This window comes from Staphylococcus sp. MZ3 (assembly GCF_018622755.1).
In the GTDB taxonomy this organism is placed as follows: domain Bacteria; phylum Bacillota; class Bacilli; order Staphylococcales; family Staphylococcaceae; genus Staphylococcus; species Staphylococcus aureus.
Window position 1 is genome coordinate 396,978 of record NZ_CP076026.1, and the last position, 18,798, is coordinate 415,775.

Sequence of the window (18,798 nt, forward strand, 5' to 3'; positions counted from 1 at the left end):
AACGTGTTGTGAGGGTTTATTTGCATCTATTTATCCATGCGAATATCGACTTCTTCTAAATGTTTCTGATATTCTTTAACCTTACTTTCTAAAAACATTTCATATGGTGCATCAAAGAAGTCAGCTAAATGCATGGCATCTTTAAATTTAGGTTCATGGTGATGATTCTCCCATTCCCAAATTTGATGTGCTTCATATTTAGTACCATATTTCTCATTTAATTGCTGTGCTAATTCGTCAATTTCTAAATTATGTTTAGTTCGTAAGTTATATAAAATATGCATATTCATTGTTCATTAACCTCGCTTCTTGATTTAAAATTCAAAGATGCTCTAATAATATGTGTATATTCTAGTCCTATAACATAAAATAATCAAGCTATGAATTCGGCAGAAAAAATAATGTAAATGTATATGATATTGCCAGTACAGAGACTTTAAATAACGATAGCTACATTGAATAAAATTGATATTCAATTACTACTTTTAAAAATATTTGGATAAAAATAATTTGAATTTGTTTTAGAATTGTAAATAAGGGGTACTACTTAGAATAACGCAAAATAAATAGAAAAAGGAGACTGAAAATTATGTTTGGATTTATTGGAATGTTAATTGTCGGTGGCTTAATTGGATGGGCTGCTGGTGCTATTATGGGTAAAGATATCCCAGGTGGTATTTTAGGTAATATTATCGCAGGTATTATTGGATCATGGTTAGGTGGAACGTTATTAGGGCAATGGGGTCCTGAAATAGGAAGAATTTACATCTTACCAGCATTAATTGGTTCAATTATCTTAATTGCAATCGTAACGTTAATTTTAAGAGCTATGCGTAAATAATAAAAAATTCAATTGGAAATTGAATTAATATAAAGATGGCATTCAGTTGTCATCTTTTTTATTTGCGTGAAAATGGTCAATATGTATTATAATATTTGAAAATGTAGGTAAGATAGGATTAAAAAGTAATAAATTAACATGAGGAGAGGTTGGAAATAAAAAAGCAAGTATTTGATAAATAAAAAAAGGATGACGTTGGGTTGCGTCATCCAGGAGTATTATGTTCATGAATATAAAAGACTGTGTATTCATTTAAGAACTACACCCATATAGTAACACATCACTTGATTAAAGACAATACTATTTTTAGAGTCATTAATTTAAAATATGAATTAATTATTTTTTTAGAATAGAATATTGAGATTGATATCGAATTAGTAGTCAAAGTGTTATGGTAGATATGAAATACATAAGGTAAGGAGTAATATTATGACGATTTATTTAGTTAGACATGGCGAATCAAAATCGAATTATGATAATAAACATTTTAGATCTTATTTTTGTGGACAATTAGATGTGCCGTTAACGGATACTGGCACAAAAAGTGCGGACGATTTATGTGATTATTTTAAAGAGAAACAGATTAAACATGTATATGTTTCAGACTTATTAAGAACACAGCAAACGTTTGAACATATTTTTCCATATGACATTGCATCAACGACTACCCCTCTATTAAGAGAACGTTCACTTGGCGTATTTGAGGGTGAATATAAAGATGAAATCAGTGCGAATCCGAAATATGAAAAATATTTCAATGATCCAAACTTTAAAGACTTTCGTCATAGTTTTTCACAAAAAGCGCCTGAAGGAGAAAGTTATGAAGATGTATATCAACGCGTCGAACATTTTATGAATCATGTTGTCAATGAAGATACACAAAAAGATGATATTGTCATTGTTGCACATCAAGTTGTCATTCGTTGTTTAATGGTTTATTTTAATAACGTTTCACGGGAAGAAGCTGTGGATTTAAAAGTTGAAAATTGCAAACCATATATCATTGAATAGAAGTATTGAGGTTCTGAAAAGCTGTGTTTTATAGCGGCCTTCAGAACCTTTTTTGTATTTGGAATTTAATGGGAATCATTCTTATCAACAGACTTACCACCAATAGCTAATGTGATAATTGTGCTTGCGAACAAAATAATTGAAGTTATAAATGACGCTAATGTAAAAGGTGTAAATTGTGTGAGCGATAATATCAATGATAAAAAGAACCAAGAGACAGCCCCTAGAAATTGTAAAATAGCAGAAGAAATTCTAAAACTCATATAATCATATATAGCTAAAACAAGTGAAGGTAATGCGACTAATACCATTATAATGATGTTGAGGGTGAATAAATATGGCTGTTCAAAAGTTACTGTGTTTGGTCCTGTTGGATGCATGGCTGCTAAGAACAAGCAAACAATCGTCGATAAAATTGCTAAAATAATAAAAGTAATTCGAACTTTCATCATGATCATCCTTTGTTTATAGAGTCAATATAAGTATGGAATATGTTAGGGATATAGTCAAATGTGTCAACTAATGGGTGATTTTGGCATAGATAGAGAATTTAAGGCAATTAAAGAAGCATCAAACAGTAATATGCTGCTTGATGCCCAAATGATGACTTTAGCTAAATTGATTAGTCACTTTTAAAGATAAAGAATTGTCATGAATTAAAGCACATGTAATGATGTGTTACATGTCGCAATGATGGCTTTCAGTTATTTATCGATAACATCACTCTTGATACCTTTAGATTTTAAGAAATCTTTAATTTTATCTTGTTGCTTTTTATTAACATCACCGGCATATTTTGTTGGCACGTCGACAACATTGATTTTATTTTGCGGTTGATAGCTAAGCTTTTCAATATCTTCATCAACATTGGCGATTGTACTATTTAAAGCTTTGAAGTAATTCATCATTAATTCAACGGGTTTCTTATATTCTTTAGGAATATTGTTTTCAGTGACAAATTTCTTGAAATGCAAATCGTTTTTAACAGCTAAGTTAGATAAGTGGCTAAGTGTTTCTGCTTGTTTTTCAGTCACTTTTGTTTGACTGTCAATTTGTTTATCTAGTTTATGTTGCATAATATATTTGTTATCAAGTATATCGCTATTTACAGACAAATACTTTTCTATAGCTTGCTTCATCTCTGCATCACTAATATCACTATTTTTCTTATCTGAGTTAAAGATATCTTTTGTTTCTAATTTTTTAGCGCTTTTAGGTGCATGGATGCCAGTACTTGTATGATGATCTTCGTTATCAGATTGATCGGACGCGCAACCTGTAAGAATTAATGTCGATGCTAAAAATGTACTTAGTAGTAATCTCTTTTTCATAATGTAATATAACTCCTTAGTTTATCTTTAATTGAAAAAATATGTATTCATGTTTAATAGAGTAACATTGAATTAGTTTGGAATGTCACGATGACCTTGCAATGACCATAGACGTAAATGATTACGTGCATGAGTTGCTTTTTCTATCAATAATGCATCATTTTGGACGTTGTTAAGGATAGCTTTATCTATAAATAACTGCATAATTGGTTGTACTAATTTAGACGTAGGTATCGTACGTAAAAGCATAATAATTTCGTTCACATACTTTTCTTTCTCAATATCATTTTTCATATTGATTTGTTTGCGTAGATAACTGGTAAACTCTTTAATTGCTTGATCAGATTTCAAATAGTGATGTCTATCATAATAGATTAATTCTTCAACCGAAGCTGGTACATAATATCCATCATCAGAAATATCAATGCCAGACGCCTCAGACTCGACAACATCAAATAACACAGGATGAAACACGAAGTCATCGTCAACATAATATAGCTCAGTACCAGCTAAAGTATCTAAGCTATATTGTAACTCTTCTTTACTAAAAGTAGCGTCATAAAATCTTTGTAAAAGATATAGTAGATGATTAGTTGATAAAATACCATACAAGTTTACAGAACCAAGTATAATACGAAGAGGTAAAATATCTTTTTTATCTATTAATCCTTTCTTAATCTCAGAAATCAATTGAGTGATTGCATCACTTCTTAAGCTATCGGTTGTACCAAAATCTTCAAAGTCATCATCTTCAAGTAGCATATCTAAGTCAACTTCGTCTTCCATAAATGATAATTCTAACGCGTTTTTAAACTCTGCTAAACTATTCTCAATTGTTTGCTCATTAACAAATTGATTTACAGCTTTCTCAAAATCACCATTGCCGACTTGATTCACGAAATTTTCAATATGTTTACGCACATCATTTGGCAAAATAAGACAATCATATTCAAAGTCGTAATAATAATAAAAATGAATAGTTAAAAAGTTATCAAAATTTATTAATTGCAGCTTTTCAAATTTAGTTAGTTCATTGTTTAATCGGTAGTTATCATCACTTTCAAGTATGCTAGAAAGAATATCAAACTCAAATAGAGTAGCATTAGAAAACACTTGTTCAATGATGTGATTATTATTGAAAAATGCTGTCATAATTAATTCAACAAGATTTTGTTTGTTTTTATTTGAGAATCCTTTGATACCATACTGCCTGCATATTGTTTTTAGCTCGTCATTAGTTTTTAACAGTAAAGCATGTTCTAATGTGACATCGTTTAAGCGCGTATGTTGTCTTACACGTAACACTTCTTCATTTAAATTCATATGGTTTATTGTATCTAACGATTCGAATTCACCGTATGCATTATCTAGTACCTCTGAATTGATATATCTTAAAAAGAAATTATTTACAAAGAACTCATCTTCGTTAAGTTGATAAACAAAACCTAGGTGATTTGTTAGCTTTAACATATTAACATCACGGCTATTTACGATTGTGACAGGGTTACCATTAGATATAAGTGTTTCTATAAATTTTTGTTCTGTCTTATCCATATCATGATAAATTTTATGTATATTTTCAGGGCGTAAAGCATGCATCGTGACTTCAAATCCTTCTTTTTGGGTCGGTAAATTAAAATATTCGCATGCGTTTTGTAATTTTCTTGGGTATATAAAATGAACATCAAGCATTTTTGCACACCTCGTTGTATATATTAAGTTTATCATAACATGATTTTATGTCGGGATAAAAAAATAACAGCATCTTAACAAATGTAAGATACTGTCAGTGAAACTGTGAAAACTTTAGTTTCTGATAATATAGTCAAAGGCATTTAATGCTGCATTTGCACCAGCGCCCATTGAAATGATAATTTGTTTGTTCTTCTGATTTGTGACATCGCCAGCAGCAAATATTCCAGGTACGTTAGTATTATTGTTACGATCAATAACAATTTCACCACGTTCGTTTAATTCAACAGCATCTTTTAACCATGATGTGTTTGGAAGTAAACCAATTTGAACAAAGATACCATCTAAGTTAAGTAGATGTTCTTCGCCGGTGCTCATGTCTTCGTAACGTATACCTGTAACATGGTCTTCTCCGACAACTTCAGTAGTTTTGGCATTTGTTTTGATATCAACATTTGATAAAGAACGTAAACGATCTTGTAACACGTTGTCTGCTTTTAATTCGCTAGCGAATTCGAATAATGTAACATGATTAACGATACCAGCAAGGTCAATTGCTGCTTCAACCCCAGAGTTACCGCCACCGATAACTGCTACGTCTTTATTTTCGAATAGAGGTCCGTCACAGTGAGGGCAGAATGCAACACCTTTATTAATCAATTGCTCTTCACCTGGAATGTTTAGCTTACGCCAACCTGCACCAGTAGCAATAATGACTGTTTTGCTTTCTAAGACAGCACCGTTTTCTAACGTAACTTTAATTGCTTCGTCAGTCTTTTCGATATCTGTAGCACGTATACCTGTCATTGCATCAATGTCATATTGATCAATGTGCGCTGCTAAGTTAGAAGAAAATTCAGAACCAGTTGTTTCTTTAACAGTAATGAAGTTCTCAATACCAGCAGTATCATTAACTTGGCCACCGATACGATCAGCAACTATACCAGTACGTAAACCTTTACGTGCTGTGTAAATCGCTGCACTACCACTAGCAGGACCACCACCAACGATTAAGACATCATAAGGTTCTTTATTTTCAAACTCAGATGCATCTGCCGTACTGCCTAGTTTCGAAAGAATATCTTGGATTGTCATACGACCATTGCCAAATTCTTCACCGTTTAAAAAGACAGCAGGGACTGCCATGATGTTTTCAGATTCTTCACGGAACACTGCACCATCAATCATAGAATGCGTGATGTTAGGGTTGATCACACTCATTAAGTTAAGTGCTTGAACGACATCAGGACATTTTTGACACGTTAAACTAATGAATGTTTCAAAATGGAATGAACCTTCTAAGTTTTTAATTTGGTCAATAATTGACTGTTTTTCTTTAGGTGCACGACCACTAACCTGTAAAATTGCTAAAACAAGTGAGTTAAACTCGTGACCTAATGGAATTCCTGCAAATGTTACACCTGTTTCTTCGCCAGGACGGTTGACTGAGAAACTTGGTGTACGTTTTAAAGACTTTTCAGAAAGTGAAAGTCTAGGTGACATATCAGAAATTTCTGTTAATAATTCTTTGAGTTCCTTAGATTTTTCATCTGAACCAAGGCTGGCAACGAATTCAACGTTGCCCTCCATTAGTTCTAATAATTGTTTAAGTTGTTGTTTTAAATCAGCATTAAGCATGGTTGTAATGCCTCCTTAGATTTTACCTACTAAATCTAAACCAGGTTGCAATGTTTTAGCGCCTTCTTCCCATTTAGCTGGGCATACTTCGCCAGGGTTTTTACGAACATATTGAGCTGCTTTGATTTTGTGAGCTAATGTACTAGCGTCACGGCCAATTCCGTCAGCGTTAATTTCAGATGCTTGTACAACACCGTCTGGGTCGATAATGAATGTACCACGTTGAGCTAAACCAGTAGCTTCATCTAATACATCAAAATTACGAGTGATTGTTTGTGATGGGTCACCAATCATAGTGTAAGTGATTTTGCTAATTGCATCTGAATGGTCATGCCATGCTTTGTGTACGAAGTGAGTATCAGTTGATACTGAGAATACATTTACGCCTAATTTTTGTAATTCTTCATATTGGTTTTGTAAGTCTTCTAATTCAGTTGGACAAACGAATGAGAAGTCAGCAGGATAGAAGCATACTACGCTCCAAGAACCTTTTAAATCTTCTTGTGTAACTTCTTTAAATTGATCTTTTTTTGGATCGAAAGCTTGCGCTGTAAATGGTAAGATTTCTTTGTTAATTAATGACATAAATATCTTCCTCCTAAGAATTTAAGTATGAATTAGAACTATCAATTGATTGTGCTTAATTATAATAATTCTAATCTCTTAGTTAGCATTATTACATTTTGATCCAGAATAGTCAACTGGATAACTTTGTAAAGTGAATGATTACTTTTAAAATAAAGAAAGATAATATAAAGTGCTTTGATAATGGATTTTGTAGTTGATGATTTAAAAGGTTGTGTCTATATTTAATATCTTGATTTTAATGTAAAAAATGTAAAAAAAGAAGATTTGTATTCTCAACTAAGTCAACCTTATTGATAATGGTGTGAGAATATTTGTTCGAGATGGATGAAGGTGATGAGTGAGAAACTGGATTTTTCAAGTACTAGACAATATTTTTAAAAGTGCAATTATTAACTTATAAGCAAATAATTGCTATAAAAAAGTTTGGACGTGTACAATTGCAATATGAAGATTTTTAATTAACTGTAAAGTATCGAGGAGTGGGTAACGTGTCAGATCATGTATATAATCTTGTGAAAAAGCATCATTCTGTGAGAAAATTTAAGAATAAGCCTTTAAGTGAAGACGTTGTTAAGAAATTGGTAGAAGCTGGACAAAGCGCTTCGACGTCAAGTTTCCTGCAAGCATACTCAATTATTGGTATCGACGATGAGAAGATTAAAGAAAATTTACGAGAAGTTTCTGGACAACCTTATGTTGTAGAAAATGGCTATTTATTCGTCTTTGTTATTGATTATTATCGTCATCATTTAGTTGATCAACATGCTGAAACTGATATGGAAAATGCATATGGTTCAACGGAAGGTTTGCTAGTAGGTGCAATCGATGCAGCATTAGTTGCTGAAAATATTGCGGTAACTGCTGAAGATATGGGGTATGGCATTGTCTTTTTAGGATCATTAAGAAATGGTGTTGAACGAGTTCGAGAAATTTTAGACTTACCTGACTATGTCTTCCCGGTATTTGGTATGGCAGTAGGGGAACCCGCAGATGATGAAAATGGTGCAGCCAAGCCACGCTTACCATTTGACCATGTCTTCCATCATAATAAGTATCATGCTGATAAGGAAACACAGTATGCACAAATGGCAGATTACGACCAGACAATCAGCGAGTACTATGATCAACGTACAAACGGGAATCGCAAAGAAACATGGTCGCAGCAAATTGAGATGTTCCTAGGAAACAAAGCAAGATTAGATATGTTAGAACAATTGCAAAAATCAGGCTTAATACAGCGATAGCAAGATACCAAAATAACCCGCCCCCTCTAGCTTAAAATGATAAGTATAGCTAGAGGGGGCGGGTATTTCTTGCAATGAATTAGTGTGAAGTTAATGCAGCATTATCATTTGATTCGAAAGTATCTTTGTCCCAATGTTTTGTTAACTTGGCGGTACCTGTACCAGCTAGCATTGAATCGTTCACGTTTAATGCTGTTCTACCCATGTCAATCAATGGTTCAACGGAGATGAGCACGCCGGCTAAAGCGACTGGCAAGTTTAACGTTGACAACACCAATATGGATGCAAATGTAGCCCCGCCACCGACGCCAGCAACGCCGAATGAACTAATAATCACGACAGCGATTAACGTTACAATAAATTGTAAATCAATTTCTACATTAGCGACGGGTGCGACCATAATTGCAAGCATGGCAGGGTAAATGCCTGCACAACCATTTTGTCCAATCGACAATCCAAATGTCGCAGCGAAATTGGCAATACCTTCTGGCACGCCTAGACGTCTTGTTTGTGTTTGTACATTCAATGGTAAGGCACCCGCGCTTGAGCGTGATGTGAATGCAAAGATTAATACTTCCAAAGTCTTTTTAACATAGCGAATTGGGCTAATACCTAACAGGCTTAAAATAATTAAGTGAATGATATACATCGTAATTAATGCAGCGTACGATGCGATTAAGAATTTTCCTAAAGTCCAAATGGCGCCAAAGTCACTTGTCGATAATGTGTTGGCCATAATTGCTAATACACCGTATGGCGTTAAACGTAAGACGAACGTCACAATCGCCATTACTAGTGAATAGATAGCGTCAATCGCACGCTTAAGCAATTCACCATGATCAGGTTGTTTGCGTGCTACGCGTAAATAAGCAAATCCTATAAACGAAGCAAATATCACGACAGCAATCGTGGAAGTTGCACGTTGTCCAGTGAAATCTAAGAATGGATTTTTAGGCAATAATTCCAAAATTTGTTGTGGTAACGTATGTGCTGTTAAATCTTTCGCTTGTTTAGCAATTTCGCTTCCACGTGCTTGTTCAGCGTTACCAAGATTAATTGTTGATGCATCTAAACCAAACACCAAGGCATAAACAACACCAACAATTGCAGCAATGGTGACAGTGCCAATTAAAAAGATAAAAATGAGACTACCAATTTTAGCAAACTTTTCTCCGATTTGAATTTTAGTGAATGCAGCGACAATAGAAATGAAAATTAAAGGCATCACAATCATTTGCAACAATGCAACGTAACCTTGTCCGACAATGTTGAACCAGTCACTTGTTGATGTAATAACATTCGAATGTGTTCCATAGACAAGATGTAATAACACGCCAAATACAATGCCGATACCTAAAGCTGTAAACACACGTTTCGCAAAAGATATATGTTTGCGAGCCATCATGTGCAATATTACGATGAAAATCACCAATACAATAATATTAATCAGTGTAAGAAAAGCATTCATGAACGTCACTCCTCAAATTTTTGAATATAATTCCGACTAGTATGCTAAGAATAATATTAATTTTAAAATATTTCAAGAGGGCATTTGCAATTAAATGTAAACATGATGAAATTCGACCGTTGGCATAAGGGAATTTGTAAACAAATCGTTTTGAATTTAGTAGAGAAAGGTGAAAAGGGTTAATATCGTTAATAGCGTTAATAGTGTTATGAGCTAGTCGATTAAAGTCGATATTTGAAAATGAAGCAGGGCATTAAATGCAATAAATTAAATGAGTTGTCATTACAGCGTTAATAATAGAAATGATTTTAACAGGAAAAAAGTGATTAACATTTGGAAAAGATATATATCGTGTACTGTCATGAGAGATAAGATATGAGAAAACAAATGTATTCCTGAATCGAGATGTGGCTATGACGGTTTGATAAAAATTGCTAACCTCATATTTATTGAATAAAAAGATAATAAATGATCAACCTTGAAAAGACGCTTCGAACAAACACGTTGTAAAAAAATCTGTCGAATCAAAATTAGCATCTTTTGAGTGTTCGTGTGTGCAGGTGGTAGTTCAAAAGCTTACTGTAAACAAATATTTTTGTTTGAGCAAAAAGGCGTTTGTAGAAAATGTGAATATGAGTGTGCCCTTATGCGATTCGTCAGTTACTAACACAGCCAAACATATAAATTGAATGGGCTTATTAAGATGAATCTATTTAGGAATACACAGGAGCCATCCCATTTAAAAGTAACATACTATAAAAATTTATTCAAAATTCAATATTAATCATAATGAATAATTAAAAAACCTGAAACAAATTAGTTTGATATGCTCTCTTCAAAGTAGATATTGAATGGAGTATATCAGCTTGTTTCAGGTTTTATGAATTGAGTATTAAATTTGAAAATAAATTACAGTTCTATAGTTTTATAAAAAATCAGTTTTTAAATCATAGATATATATTACTGAGTCTTACAGGCTGGGACATAAATCAATGTTCTATGCTCTACGAAGTTATATTGGCAGTAGTTGACTGAACGAAAATGCGCTTGTAACAAGCTTTTTTCAATTCTAGTCAACCTTGCCGGCGGGGCCCCAACAAAGAGAAATTGGATTCCCGATTTCTACAGACAATGCAAGTTGGGGTGGGACGACGAAATAAATTTTGCGAAAATATCATTTCTGTCCCACTCCCTACAGGTTGAATAAACGTGCGAAGAAACCTTTTTTCTCTTCTTGAGGTTTAGGTTCTGCCATTTCAGACTGTGAAGCTGTGCTGTCATTTTCTGCTTTCGCTTCCAATGAATCGTTAGAAGTAGCTTGTTTAGAAGCTTCTGCATGGGCTTCTGCTACTTGTTGTTCAGCATCATGTTGCGCTTCTGCATCTACTGTAGCTTCTTTATTTGAAGGCTCAGCTGCATTGTCATTTTTAGACTGCTCAACGCTGGCTTTTTCAATTGCTTCAGTTGCAGAAATTTGATCCTCTTTATCTACTTTAGTAGCAGTGCCATCGCCTGCATTTTCAGCATTAGTATCCGTTGCAGCATTTGCTGTTGACTCTTTCGAATCTTTACTGTCAGCTTTATCTTCAATAACAGCATTATTTTCAACTTTATTTGTTGATTCAGCCAATACTTTAGCTTGAGATGCTTGTGCTTCTTGGATAGCCTCTTGTGATGTTTGGATGGCTTTTAAGGATTCGCTATTTGAATCGATTTTAGATGTAAGTTGATTTTGAAGTTCTTTTAATTCTTGTTGTTGCTGATGTACTTGATTCATCATTTGACCAAGTAGGTGACGTTCTTCGCGCATTTTCTGGATTTCTAGGCGTAAATCTTCTACTAGTTGAGCGACATTTTGATTAGTAGGTAAGTTTTTGTCATCGTTTTTGACAATGACTTGCAGGAAGTCTTTTTCTTTTTCTAATTCATCAAACGCTAGATCATAACTATTTGTTTGTTTTACTTTGTCGGCAATGTCTTTGAAAAGCTCGATATCTTCTTCTTTGAAATCAGTTGCTTCACGACCACGATATTCAGTCTTGCTTAGTTGGTAACCACGTTCTTCTAAATGTTGAACAATTTTACGGACTTGCTTCTCACTTAGTTCTACGCGTTGTGCAAATTCTTTAGTTAACATACTTTAAAGTCCTTTCTGCATATACTTTATGTATACTGACGTTTGTCTACGGGCAGTGAAACGTCAGTCTTGCTTCATACATAGTTTAAACGTTATTGTTAGTGATTTCAAGTTTGTTTAAAATGGTTTACGTAAATCCATTTCTTCTAATAAAGCATAAATAATTTCACGTGCGATACCATTGGCAAATACATACTTCAAAATATAATTTGATTTAACACTTGTACCGTAGATATCCTTTGTCAGTTTAATATTTTTCTTTAAAAATAGGTCGACTTTTTTAGTGTGACCATCATTAGTTGGATGAATGTAATCAATTTCAGTTTGTCTTTCAAATTGATGTTCGTATAAAAACTGTCTACGGTGTTCAATAATGAGTCCATTATCTTGTGTTAAATCTGCAGGTTCTTTAGGGACTTCCATCATTAAAAAGTTAATACTTCTAGAATGAACAAGGTTTGATAATAAGTTTAGTTCATGTTCAATTTGATGTAATGTTTGCGTCATTAACTCATCATGGTTGGGTAGGTCTTTTGCGAATAAATAAATTAAAAATGCTGAATTGGTTGTGGCTTCATAATGTGCAGTTGCTAGACTGACAACAACATCGTTTTCTAAGCCTACGATAAAGACATAATCGTTTTCAGTTTTGTTGTTTTCTAATGAGCGTTTGATGATACGTTTATCTTCAGTTAAAGATAAATTTAACTTAGTATCGTAAAGTTTAAGTGCTTCGTTGTAATGTGGATCTTTGACAGATTGAATGGTTTTAAATTCCATAAGAACACCTCCCCAATTTAATTAATATTATAGCATAATCGCCTGCTGTAAAAGACTGTTCATAAACTTTTAAATGGTATAAAAAACTGCACTATCTTAAATTAGACAGTACAGTAATCTCATTTTGAATTTAGTGTGATAACTAAGCTTTGGGACCTTTAGATGCTTCAGCAAAATGAGTAATATCAATTTCTTCATATGCTGAGTTATGTTCTTGAACTTCTTTATGTGATGATTTGTCACGAACCGCTACAACTAACATTTTATCGTCTAAAATAAGTTGTTTATATTTTTCTAATTCATCAGGCGCTAAGTTGTAGCGTGATAAAACTGCATGTTCACCATCTTCTCCTGTTAACAGTTTAGTCATTCTATCACTAAATGTTCCACTTGTTGAGATAAGGGAGATTTCAGAGTCGTGTAAGTCATTTAGGTGTAATTTACTTTTACTAATAATTGTTAGCTCTGATTCTAAATAACCTTCAGATTTCTTTTGATTGATTACGTTGTATAATTCGCCAGTGTCATTTACTACAGTAATATCTGCCATAGTTGTCGCCCCTTTAAAAATTTGTTTATTTAATCTTTTACCCTTCTTATTATAAAGTAAAACCCTTACATTATTAAGTTATAAGTCTTCATTCGCATTAAACGTCTCTGTACATTTATAAAACTATTAAAAGATTACCTAAGCAGTTATTGAAAAAATGCCGAAAATTTGCTATTATCGTTAAATAATTTACATAAACTCATATAATCTAAAGAATATGGCTTTAGAAGTTTCTACCATGTTGCCTTGAACGACATGACTATGAGTAACAACACAATACTAGGAGTAGCTTCAGCCATTAAATTGTAACCATGGTGGGTGATTTATATCATTTTATATGATGGTCACAGTTTATTTGATGAAACTTCTTTTACATTGATTGCATGACAAATTCGTTATGCATGTTCGTTCACTCATAAACCCTGAAACTATTATTTAGTTTGGGGATTTTTTTGTATCTAGCACCAATTTAAGAGCAAAATGTTTCACACAAATCTGAGGAGGTTTTAAGAGTGGAGTTACTAGGACAAAAAGTAAAGGAAGACGGCGTTGTCATTGATGAGAAGATTTTAAAAGTCGATGGATTTTTAAATCATCAAATTGATGCAAAGTTAATGAATGAAGTTGGTCGCACTTTTTACGAGCAATTTAAAGATAAAGGGATTACTAAAATCTTAACCATTGAAGCTTCCGGTATCGCACCTGCAATCATGGCTGCACTGCATTTTGATGTGCCATGTTTATTTGCGAAAAAAGCAAAACCTAGCACTTTGACGGATGGTTATTATGAAACATCTATTCATTCATTTACTAAAAATAAAACAAGTACGGTCATTGTTTCAAAAGAATTTTTATCAGAAGAAGATACTGTACTCATCATCGATGACTTTTTAGCAAATGGTGATGCTTCATTAGGATTATACGATATCGCACAGCAAGCGAATGCTAAGACAGCTGGTATTGGTATTGTTGTTGAAAAGAGTTTCCAAAATGGGCATCAACGTTTAGAAGAAGCAGGTTTAACAGTTTCTTCTCTCTGCAAGGTTGCTTCACTAGAAGGAAACAAAGTGACATTGGTGGGAGAAGAATAATGAAAAATTTAATCCTAAGTGTTCAACATCTTTTAGCTATGTACGCAGGTGCCATCTTAGTTCCAATCATTGTTGGTACAAGTTTGAAGTTTACACCTGAACAAATCGCTTACTTAGTTACAGTAGATATATTTATGTGTGGGGTTGCCACATTTTTACAAGCCAATAAAGTAACAGGAACAGGATTACCAATCGTTCTTGGATGTACATTCACGGCTGTTGCGCCCATGATTTTAATTGGTCAAACGAAAGGAATAGATGTACTTTATGGTTCGCTATTTTTATCAGGGATATTAGTTATTATCATTGCGCCTTTCTTTTCACATCTTGTAAAATTCTTCCCACCAGTAGTAACGGGTAGTGTTGTTACTATCATTGGTATCAATTTAATGCCAGTAGCAATGAATTACTTAGCTGGAGGTCAAGGTGCAAAGGACTATGGAGATGTTAAGAACATTTTGTTAGGTTTAATGACATTAATCATTATTCTTGTTTTACAAAGATTCACAACTGGATTTATTAAGAGTATTGCCATATTAATTGGACTCGTTTTAGGAACGATAGGTGCTGGCTTACTTGGGATGGTCGATATTAATCAAGTATGCCGGTTGGTTAGGCATCCCAGTGCCGTTTAGATTCTCTGGATTTAGCTTTGATGTGACATCGACGTTAGTGTTCTTTATTGTAGCTATCGTTAGTTTAATTGAGTCGACAGGTGTCTATCATGCGTTAAGTGAAATTACCGGTAAGAAGTTAGAAAGAAAAGATTTTCGTAAAGGTTATACTGCGGAAGGTCTAGCGATAGTGTTAGGTTCTATATTCAATTCATTTCCGTATACAGCCTATTCGCAAAATGTAGGACTTGTTTCTTTATCCGGCGCTAAGAAAAATAATGTTATATACGGCATGGTCGTGTTATTACTTATATGTGGTTGTATACCTAAGCTTGGTGCATTAGCAAATATCATACCGCTACCTGTGTTAGGTGGTGCGATGATAGCTATGTTTGGCATGGTAATGGCATATGGTGTTAGTATATTAGGACATATCGATTTTAAAAATCAAAACAATTTATTAATTATCGCTGTATCAGTAGGATTAGGTACTGGTATAAGCGCTGTACCACAAGCATTTAAAGGTTTAGGTGAACAATTTGCATGGTTGACTCAAAACGGAATTGTTTTAGGCGCAATCTCTGCAATTATTCTTAATTTCTTTTTTAATGGAATAAAGTATAAACAAACGGAAGAAAATGTGAAATAATATAACTAATTAATTTGAAAAATGGAGGCTGTTTTTAATGTGGGAAAGTAAATTTGCAAAAGAATCATTAACGTTTGATGATGTGTTATTAATTCCAGCACAATCTGATATTTTACCGAAAGACGTTGATTTAAGCGTACAATTATCAGACAAAGTTAAATTGAATATTCCAGTTATTTCTGCTGGTATGGATACAGTAACTGAATCTAAAATGGCGATTGCTATGGCTCGTCAAGGTGGTTTAGGTGTTATTCATAAAAATATGGGCGTTGAAGAACAAGCGGACGAAGTTCAAAAAGTAAAACGCTCAGAAAATGGTGTCATTTCAAACCCATTTTTCTTAACGCCAGAAGAAAGCGTTTATGAAGCAGAAGCATTAATGGGTAAATACCGTATTTCAGGTGTACCAATTGTTGATAATAAAGAAGATCGCAACTTAGTAGGTATTTTAACAAACCGCGACTTACGTTTTATTGAAGACTTCTCAATTAAAATTGTAGATGTAATGACGCAAGAAAATTTAATTACAGCTCCAGTGAATACAACACTTGAAGAAGCAGAAAAAATTCTCCAAAAACATAAGATTGAAAAGTTACCATTAGTTAAAGACGGACGTCTAGAAGGTCTTATTACTATTAAAGATATTGAAAAAGTAATCGAATTCCCTAATGCAGCAAAAGATGAACATGGTCGTCTACTTGTAGCCGCAGCAATCGGTATTTCAAAAGACACTGATATTCGTGCTCAAAAATTAGTCGAAGCAGGTGTGGATGTCTTAGTTATCGATACAGCACATGGTCACTCTAAAGGCGTTATCGATCAAGTGAAACATATTAAGAAGACTTACCCAGAAATCACATTAGTAGCTGGTAACGTAGCAACTGCAGAAGCAACAAAAGATTTGTTTGAAGCGGGTGCAGACATTGTTAAAGTTGGTATTGGCCCAGGTTCAATTTGTACGACGCGTGTTGTAGCAGGTGTTGGTGTACCACAAATTACAGCAATTTATGATTGTGCAACTGAAGCACGCAAACATGGTAAAGCTATCATTGCTGATGGTGGTATTAAATTCTCAGGAGATATCATTAAAGCATTAGCTGCTGGTGGACATGCGGTTATGTTAGGTAGCTTATTAGCAGGTACTGAAGAAAGTCCAGGCGCAACAGAAATTTTCCAAGGTAGACAATATAAAGTATACCGTGGTATGGGCTCTTTAGGTGCGATGGAAAAAGGTTCAAACGACCGTTATTTCCAAGAGGACAAAGCGCCTAAGAAATTTGTTCCTGAAGGTATCGAAGGACGTACGGCATATAAAGGTGCGTTACAAGATACAATTTACCAATTAATGGGCGGTGTGCGTGCTGGTATGGGTTATACTGGTTCACACGATTTAAGAGAATTACGCGAAGAAGCACAATTCACACGTATGGGCCCTGCTGGTTTAGCAGAAAGTCACCCACATAATATTCAAATTACGAAAGAATCACCGAACTACTCATTCTAATTAAGATAAAGGAGAACGACAAATATGGAAATGGCAAAAGAACAAGAGTTAATCCTTGTCTTAGACTTTGGTAGCCAATACAACCAATTAATTACACGCCGAATTCGTGAAATGGGCGTTTATAGTGAATTACACGATCATGAAATTTCAATTGAAGAAATTAAGAAAATGAATCCAAAAGGTATTATCTTATCAGGTGGTCCAAATTCAGTTTATGAAGAAGGTTCATTTACAATTGATCCGGAAATATATAATTTAGGAATTCCAGTACTTGGTATTTGTTACGGCATGCAATTAACTACTAAATTATTAGGTGGTAAAGTTGAACGTGCCAATGAACGTGAATACGGTAAAGCAATCATTAATGCGAAGTCAGATGAGTTATTCGCTGGCTTACCAGCAGAACAAACTGTTTGGATGAGTCATTCTGATAAAGTTATTGAAATTCCAGAAGGCTTTGAAGTTATCGCTGATAGCCCAAGCACAGACTATGCAGCAATCGAAGATAAGAAACGTCGCATTTATGGTGTGCAATTCCATCCAGAAGTACGTCATACAGAATATGGTAATGATTTATTAAATAATTTTGTCCGTCGTGTTTGTGATTGTAAAGGTCAATGGACAATGGAAAACTTTATCGAAATCGAAATTGAAAAGATTCGTCAACGAGTAGGAGACCGTCGTGTATTATGTGCGATGAGTGGCGGCGTAGATTCATCTGTTGTTGCTGTATTATTGCATAAAGCAATAGGTGATCAACTAACATGTATCTTTGTAGACCATGGCTTACTTCGTAAAGGTGAAGGCGACATGGTTATGGAACAATTCGGTGAAGGGTTCAACATGAATATTATTCGTGTTAATGCGAAAGATCGTTTTATGAATAAATTAAAAGGTGTTTCAGATCCTGAACAAAAACGTAAAATCATTGGTAATGAATTTGTATATGTATTTGATGATGAAGCATCAAAACTGAAAGGTGTAGACTTCCTTGCGCAAGGAACACTTTATACAGACGTTATCGAATCAGGTACCAAGACAGCACAAACAATCAAATCACATCACAATGTTGGTGGATTACCAGAAGACATGGAATTCGAATTAATCGAACCAATCAATACATTGTTTAAAGATGAGGTACGTAAATTAGGTATTGAATTAGGTATTCCAGAACATTTAGTATGGAGACAACCATTCCCAGGACCTGGTCTTGGTATTCGTGTACTTGGAGAAATTACTGAAGATAAACTAGAAATCGTTAGAGAATCAGACGCGATTTTACGCCAAGTGATTAGAGAAGAAGGCCTTGAAAGAGAAATTTGGCAATACTTCACAGTGTTACCAAATATTCAATCAGTAGGTGTTATGGGAGACTACCGTACGTATGATCACACAGTAGGTATCCGTGCAGTAACATCTATCGACGGTATGACAAGTGACTTCGCACGCATCGATTGGGAAGTCCTACAAAAGATTTCAAGTCGTATCGTAAACGAAGTAGACCACGTTAACCGCGTAGTCTATGACATTACATCAAAACCACCAAGCACAATTGAGTGGGAATAATTATATTTAGCAAATGATAGGCTGGAGTGACCGTTATTACGCGGTTTCCAGCCTTTTTGGTGTGCTTGGCATGGGCAACATCATGTGATGAAAT

General features: G+C 34.2%; 19 protein-coding genes, 1 pseudogene and 1 riboswitch. Of the genes and pseudogenes, 9 read left to right on the forward strand and 11 right to left on the reverse strand.

All coding sequences use genetic code 11. The features are described 5' to 3' along the window. Positions 1-26: 26 nt before the first annotated feature. On the reverse strand, positions 27-290 hold the full coding sequence (locus KI230_RS01785) for a helix-turn-helix domain-containing protein (RefSeq protein WP_001055897.1): 264 nt from the start codon (positions 288-290) through the stop codon (positions 27-29). A gap of 299 nt (positions 291-589) precedes the next feature. Between KI230_RS01785 and KI230_RS01790 the strand changes: the two genes are divergently transcribed. After that, entirely contained in the window at positions 590-841 is a 252-nt protein-coding gene (locus tag KI230_RS01790; RefSeq protein WP_000466743.1) for a GlsB/YeaQ/YmgE family stress response membrane protein, read from the forward strand. A gap of 42 nt (positions 842-883) precedes the next feature. Here KI230_RS01790 and KI230_RS01795 read toward each other — a convergent pair whose 3' ends face one another. Beyond that, positions 884-1,093 carry a hypothetical protein gene (locus tag KI230_RS01795; RefSeq protein WP_138277882.1) on the reverse strand — a complete coding sequence of 70 codons (210 nt, stop codon included), beginning with the start codon at positions 1,091-1,093 and terminating at the stop codon, positions 884-886. Between the two features lie 177 nt (positions 1,094-1,270). Here KI230_RS01795 and KI230_RS01800 point away from each other — a divergent pair, with 177 nt between their 5' ends. Further along, positions 1,271-1,852, forward strand: coding sequence for a histidine phosphatase family protein (locus tag KI230_RS01800; protein ID WP_000158376.1), 582 nt, complete (start codon positions 1,271-1,273; stop codon positions 1,850-1,852). 65 nt (positions 1,853-1,917) lie between these two features. Here KI230_RS01800 and KI230_RS01805 read toward each other — a convergent pair whose 3' ends face one another. Beyond that, positions 1,918-2,301 carry a YdeH family membrane protein gene (locus KI230_RS01805; protein WP_000868252.1) on the reverse strand — a complete coding sequence of 128 codons (384 nt, stop codon included), beginning with the start codon at positions 2,299-2,301 and terminating at the stop codon, positions 1,918-1,920. A gap of 61 nt (positions 2,302-2,362) precedes the next feature. On the opposite strand from KI230_RS01805, the gene KI230_RS13825 reads away from it, so the two are divergent. Next, positions 2,363-2,488, forward strand: a complete 126-nt coding sequence (locus KI230_RS13825; RefSeq protein WP_257240746.1) for a hypothetical protein — start codon at positions 2,363-2,365, stop codon at positions 2,486-2,488. Between the two features lie 68 nt (positions 2,489-2,556). On the opposite strand, the gene KI230_RS01810 is transcribed toward KI230_RS13825, so the two are convergent. From KI230_RS01810 to ahpC, 4 genes are all read right to left on the reverse strand, one after another. After that, positions 2,557-3,183 carry an NDxxF motif lipoprotein gene (locus tag KI230_RS01810; protein ID WP_000746687.1) on the reverse strand — a complete coding sequence of 209 codons (627 nt, stop codon included), beginning with the start codon at positions 3,181-3,183 and terminating at the stop codon, positions 2,557-2,559. Between the two features lie 72 nt (positions 3,184-3,255). Then, positions 3,256-4,875 carry a hypothetical protein gene (locus KI230_RS01815; protein WP_000887780.1) on the reverse strand — a complete coding sequence of 540 codons (1,620 nt, stop codon included), beginning with the start codon at positions 4,873-4,875 and terminating at the stop codon, positions 3,256-3,258. Positions 4,876-4,989: 114 nt separating this feature from the next. Continuing rightward, positions 4,990-6,513 carry an alkyl hydroperoxide reductase subunit F gene (gene ahpF, locus KI230_RS01820; protein WP_045177558.1) on the reverse strand — a complete coding sequence of 508 codons (1,524 nt, stop codon included), beginning with the start codon at positions 6,511-6,513 and terminating at the stop codon, positions 4,990-4,992. Between the two features lie 15 nt (positions 6,514-6,528). Next, positions 6,529-7,098 carry an alkyl hydroperoxide reductase subunit C gene (gene ahpC / locus KI230_RS01825; RefSeq protein ID WP_000052781.1) on the reverse strand — a complete coding sequence of 190 codons (570 nt, stop codon included), beginning with the start codon at positions 7,096-7,098 and terminating at the stop codon, positions 6,529-6,531. Positions 7,099-7,589: 491 nt separating this feature from the next. Here ahpC and nfsA point away from each other — a divergent pair, with 491 nt between their 5' ends. Then, positions 7,590-8,345 carry an oxygen-insensitive NADPH nitroreductase gene (nfsA, locus tag KI230_RS01830; protein WP_045177559.1) on the forward strand — a complete coding sequence of 252 codons (756 nt, stop codon included), beginning with the start codon at positions 7,590-7,592 and terminating at the stop codon, positions 8,343-8,345. A 79-nt stretch (positions 8,346-8,424) separates the two neighbouring features. On the opposite strand, the gene KI230_RS01835 is transcribed toward nfsA, so the two are convergent. Next, a complete protein-coding gene (locus KI230_RS01835; protein ID WP_000991018.1) occupies positions 8,425-9,813 on the reverse strand; it encodes an L-cystine transporter in 1,389 nt (462 codons plus the stop codon). A gap of 84 nt (positions 9,814-9,897) precedes the next feature. Here KI230_RS01835 and KI230_RS01840 point away from each other — a divergent pair, with 84 nt between their 5' ends. After that, entirely contained in the window at positions 9,898-9,996 is a 99-nt protein-coding gene (locus KI230_RS01840) for a hypothetical protein (RefSeq protein ID WP_001792089.1), read from the forward strand. A gap of 1,009 nt (positions 9,997-11,005) precedes the next feature. On the opposite strand, the gene KI230_RS01845 is transcribed toward KI230_RS01840, so the two are convergent. From KI230_RS01845 to KI230_RS01855, 3 genes are all read right to left on the reverse strand, one after another. Beyond that, on the reverse strand, positions 11,006-11,950 hold the full coding sequence (locus KI230_RS01845) for a prolipoprotein diacylglyceryl transferase (protein ID WP_045177561.1): 945 nt from the start codon (positions 11,948-11,950) through the stop codon (positions 11,006-11,008). A gap of 117 nt (positions 11,951-12,067) precedes the next feature. Next, complete coding sequence (locus tag KI230_RS01850) at positions 12,068-12,730, reverse strand: hypothetical protein (RefSeq protein WP_000394698.1); 663 nt, start codon at positions 12,728-12,730, stop codon at positions 12,068-12,070. Positions 12,731-12,872: 142 nt separating this feature from the next. Continuing rightward, positions 12,873-13,280, reverse strand: a complete 408-nt coding sequence (locus tag KI230_RS01855) for a general stress protein (RefSeq protein WP_000763767.1) — start codon at positions 13,278-13,280, stop codon at positions 12,873-12,875. A gap of 179 nt (positions 13,281-13,459) precedes the next feature. Next, positions 13,460-13,562, forward strand: a riboswitch (purine riboswitch). A 230-nt stretch (positions 13,563-13,792) separates the two neighbouring features. On the opposite strand from KI230_RS01855, the gene xpt reads away from it, so the two are divergent. The 4 genes and pseudogenes from xpt (at position 13,793) to guaA (ending at position 18,704) form a co-directional block, all read left to right on the forward strand. Continuing rightward, positions 13,793-14,371: a xanthine phosphoribosyltransferase gene (gene xpt, locus KI230_RS01860; RefSeq protein WP_000421410.1), complete on the forward strand. Its 579-nt coding sequence runs from the start codon at positions 13,793-13,795 to the stop codon at positions 14,369-14,371. Next, positions 14,371-15,634: pseudogene (gene pbuX / locus KI230_RS01865) on the forward strand (xanthine permease PbuX). The gene xpt and the pseudogene pbuX overlap by 1 nt, the downstream one beginning before the upstream one ends. Positions 15,635-15,671: 37 nt before the next feature. Then, on the forward strand, positions 15,672-17,138 hold the full coding sequence (guaB, locus tag KI230_RS01870) for an IMP dehydrogenase (RefSeq protein ID WP_000264071.1): 1,467 nt from the start codon (positions 15,672-15,674) through the stop codon (positions 17,136-17,138). A 24-nt stretch (positions 17,139-17,162) separates the two neighbouring features. After that, positions 17,163-18,704 (forward strand): glutamine-hydrolyzing GMP synthase, encoded by a 1,542-nt coding sequence (gene guaA, locus KI230_RS01875; RefSeq protein ID WP_000424963.1) that lies wholly within the window; start codon positions 17,163-17,165, stop codon positions 18,702-18,704. Positions 18,705-18,798: the final 94 nt, after the last annotated feature.

Excerpts from the sequence above, each read along its gene's own strand:
- ahpC (WP_000052781.1), bottom strand. The coding sequence starts at position 7,098 with ATGTCATTAATTAACAAAGAAATCTTACCATTTACAGCGCAAGCTTTC.
- ahpF (WP_045177558.1), bottom strand. The coding sequence starts at position 6,513 with ATGCTTAATGCTGATTTAAAACAACAACTTAAACAATTATTAGAACTA.
- KI230_RS01845 (WP_045177561.1), bottom strand. The coding sequence starts at position 11,950 with ATGTTAACTAAAGAATTTGCACAACGCGTAGAACTAAGTGAGAAGCAA.
- KI230_RS01855 (WP_000763767.1), bottom strand. The coding sequence starts at position 13,280 with ATGGCAGATATTACTGTAGTAAATGACACTGGCGAATTATACAACGTA.
- KI230_RS01815 (WP_000887780.1), bottom strand. The coding sequence starts at position 4,875 with ATGCTTGATGTTCATTTTATATACCCAAGAAAATTACAAAACGCATGC.
- guaB (WP_000264071.1), top strand. The coding sequence starts at position 15,672 with ATGTGGGAAAGTAAATTTGCAAAAGAATCATTAACGTTTGATGATGTG.
- KI230_RS01800 (WP_000158376.1), top strand. The coding sequence starts at position 1,271 with ATGACGATTTATTTAGTTAGACATGGCGAATCAAAATCGAATTATGAT.
- KI230_RS01850 (WP_000394698.1), bottom strand. The coding sequence starts at position 12,730 with ATGGAATTTAAAACCATTCAATCTGTCAAAGATCCACATTACAACGAA.
- KI230_RS01810 (WP_000746687.1), bottom strand. The coding sequence starts at position 3,183 with ATGAAAAAGAGATTACTACTAAGTACATTTTTAGCATCGACATTAATT.
- guaA (WP_000424963.1), top strand. The coding sequence starts at position 17,163 with ATGGAAATGGCAAAAGAACAAGAGTTAATCCTTGTCTTAGACTTTGGT.
- KI230_RS01795 (WP_138277882.1), bottom strand. The coding sequence starts at position 1,093 with ATGAATACACAGTCTTTTATATTCATGAACATAATACTCCTGGATGAC.
- KI230_RS01835 (WP_000991018.1), bottom strand. The coding sequence starts at position 9,813 with ATGAATGCTTTTCTTACACTGATTAATATTATTGTATTGGTGATTTTC.
- KI230_RS01805 (WP_000868252.1), bottom strand. The coding sequence starts at position 2,301 with ATGAAAGTTCGAATTACTTTTATTATTTTAGCAATTTTATCGACGATT.
- KI230_RS01785 (WP_001055897.1), bottom strand. The coding sequence starts at position 290 with ATGAATATGCATATTTTATATAACTTACGAACTAAACATAATTTAGAA.
- KI230_RS13825 (WP_257240746.1), top strand. The coding sequence starts at position 2,363 with ATGTGTCAACTAATGGGTGATTTTGGCATAGATAGAGAATTTAAGGCA.
- KI230_RS01790 (WP_000466743.1), top strand. The coding sequence starts at position 590 with ATGTTTGGATTTATTGGAATGTTAATTGTCGGTGGCTTAATTGGATGG.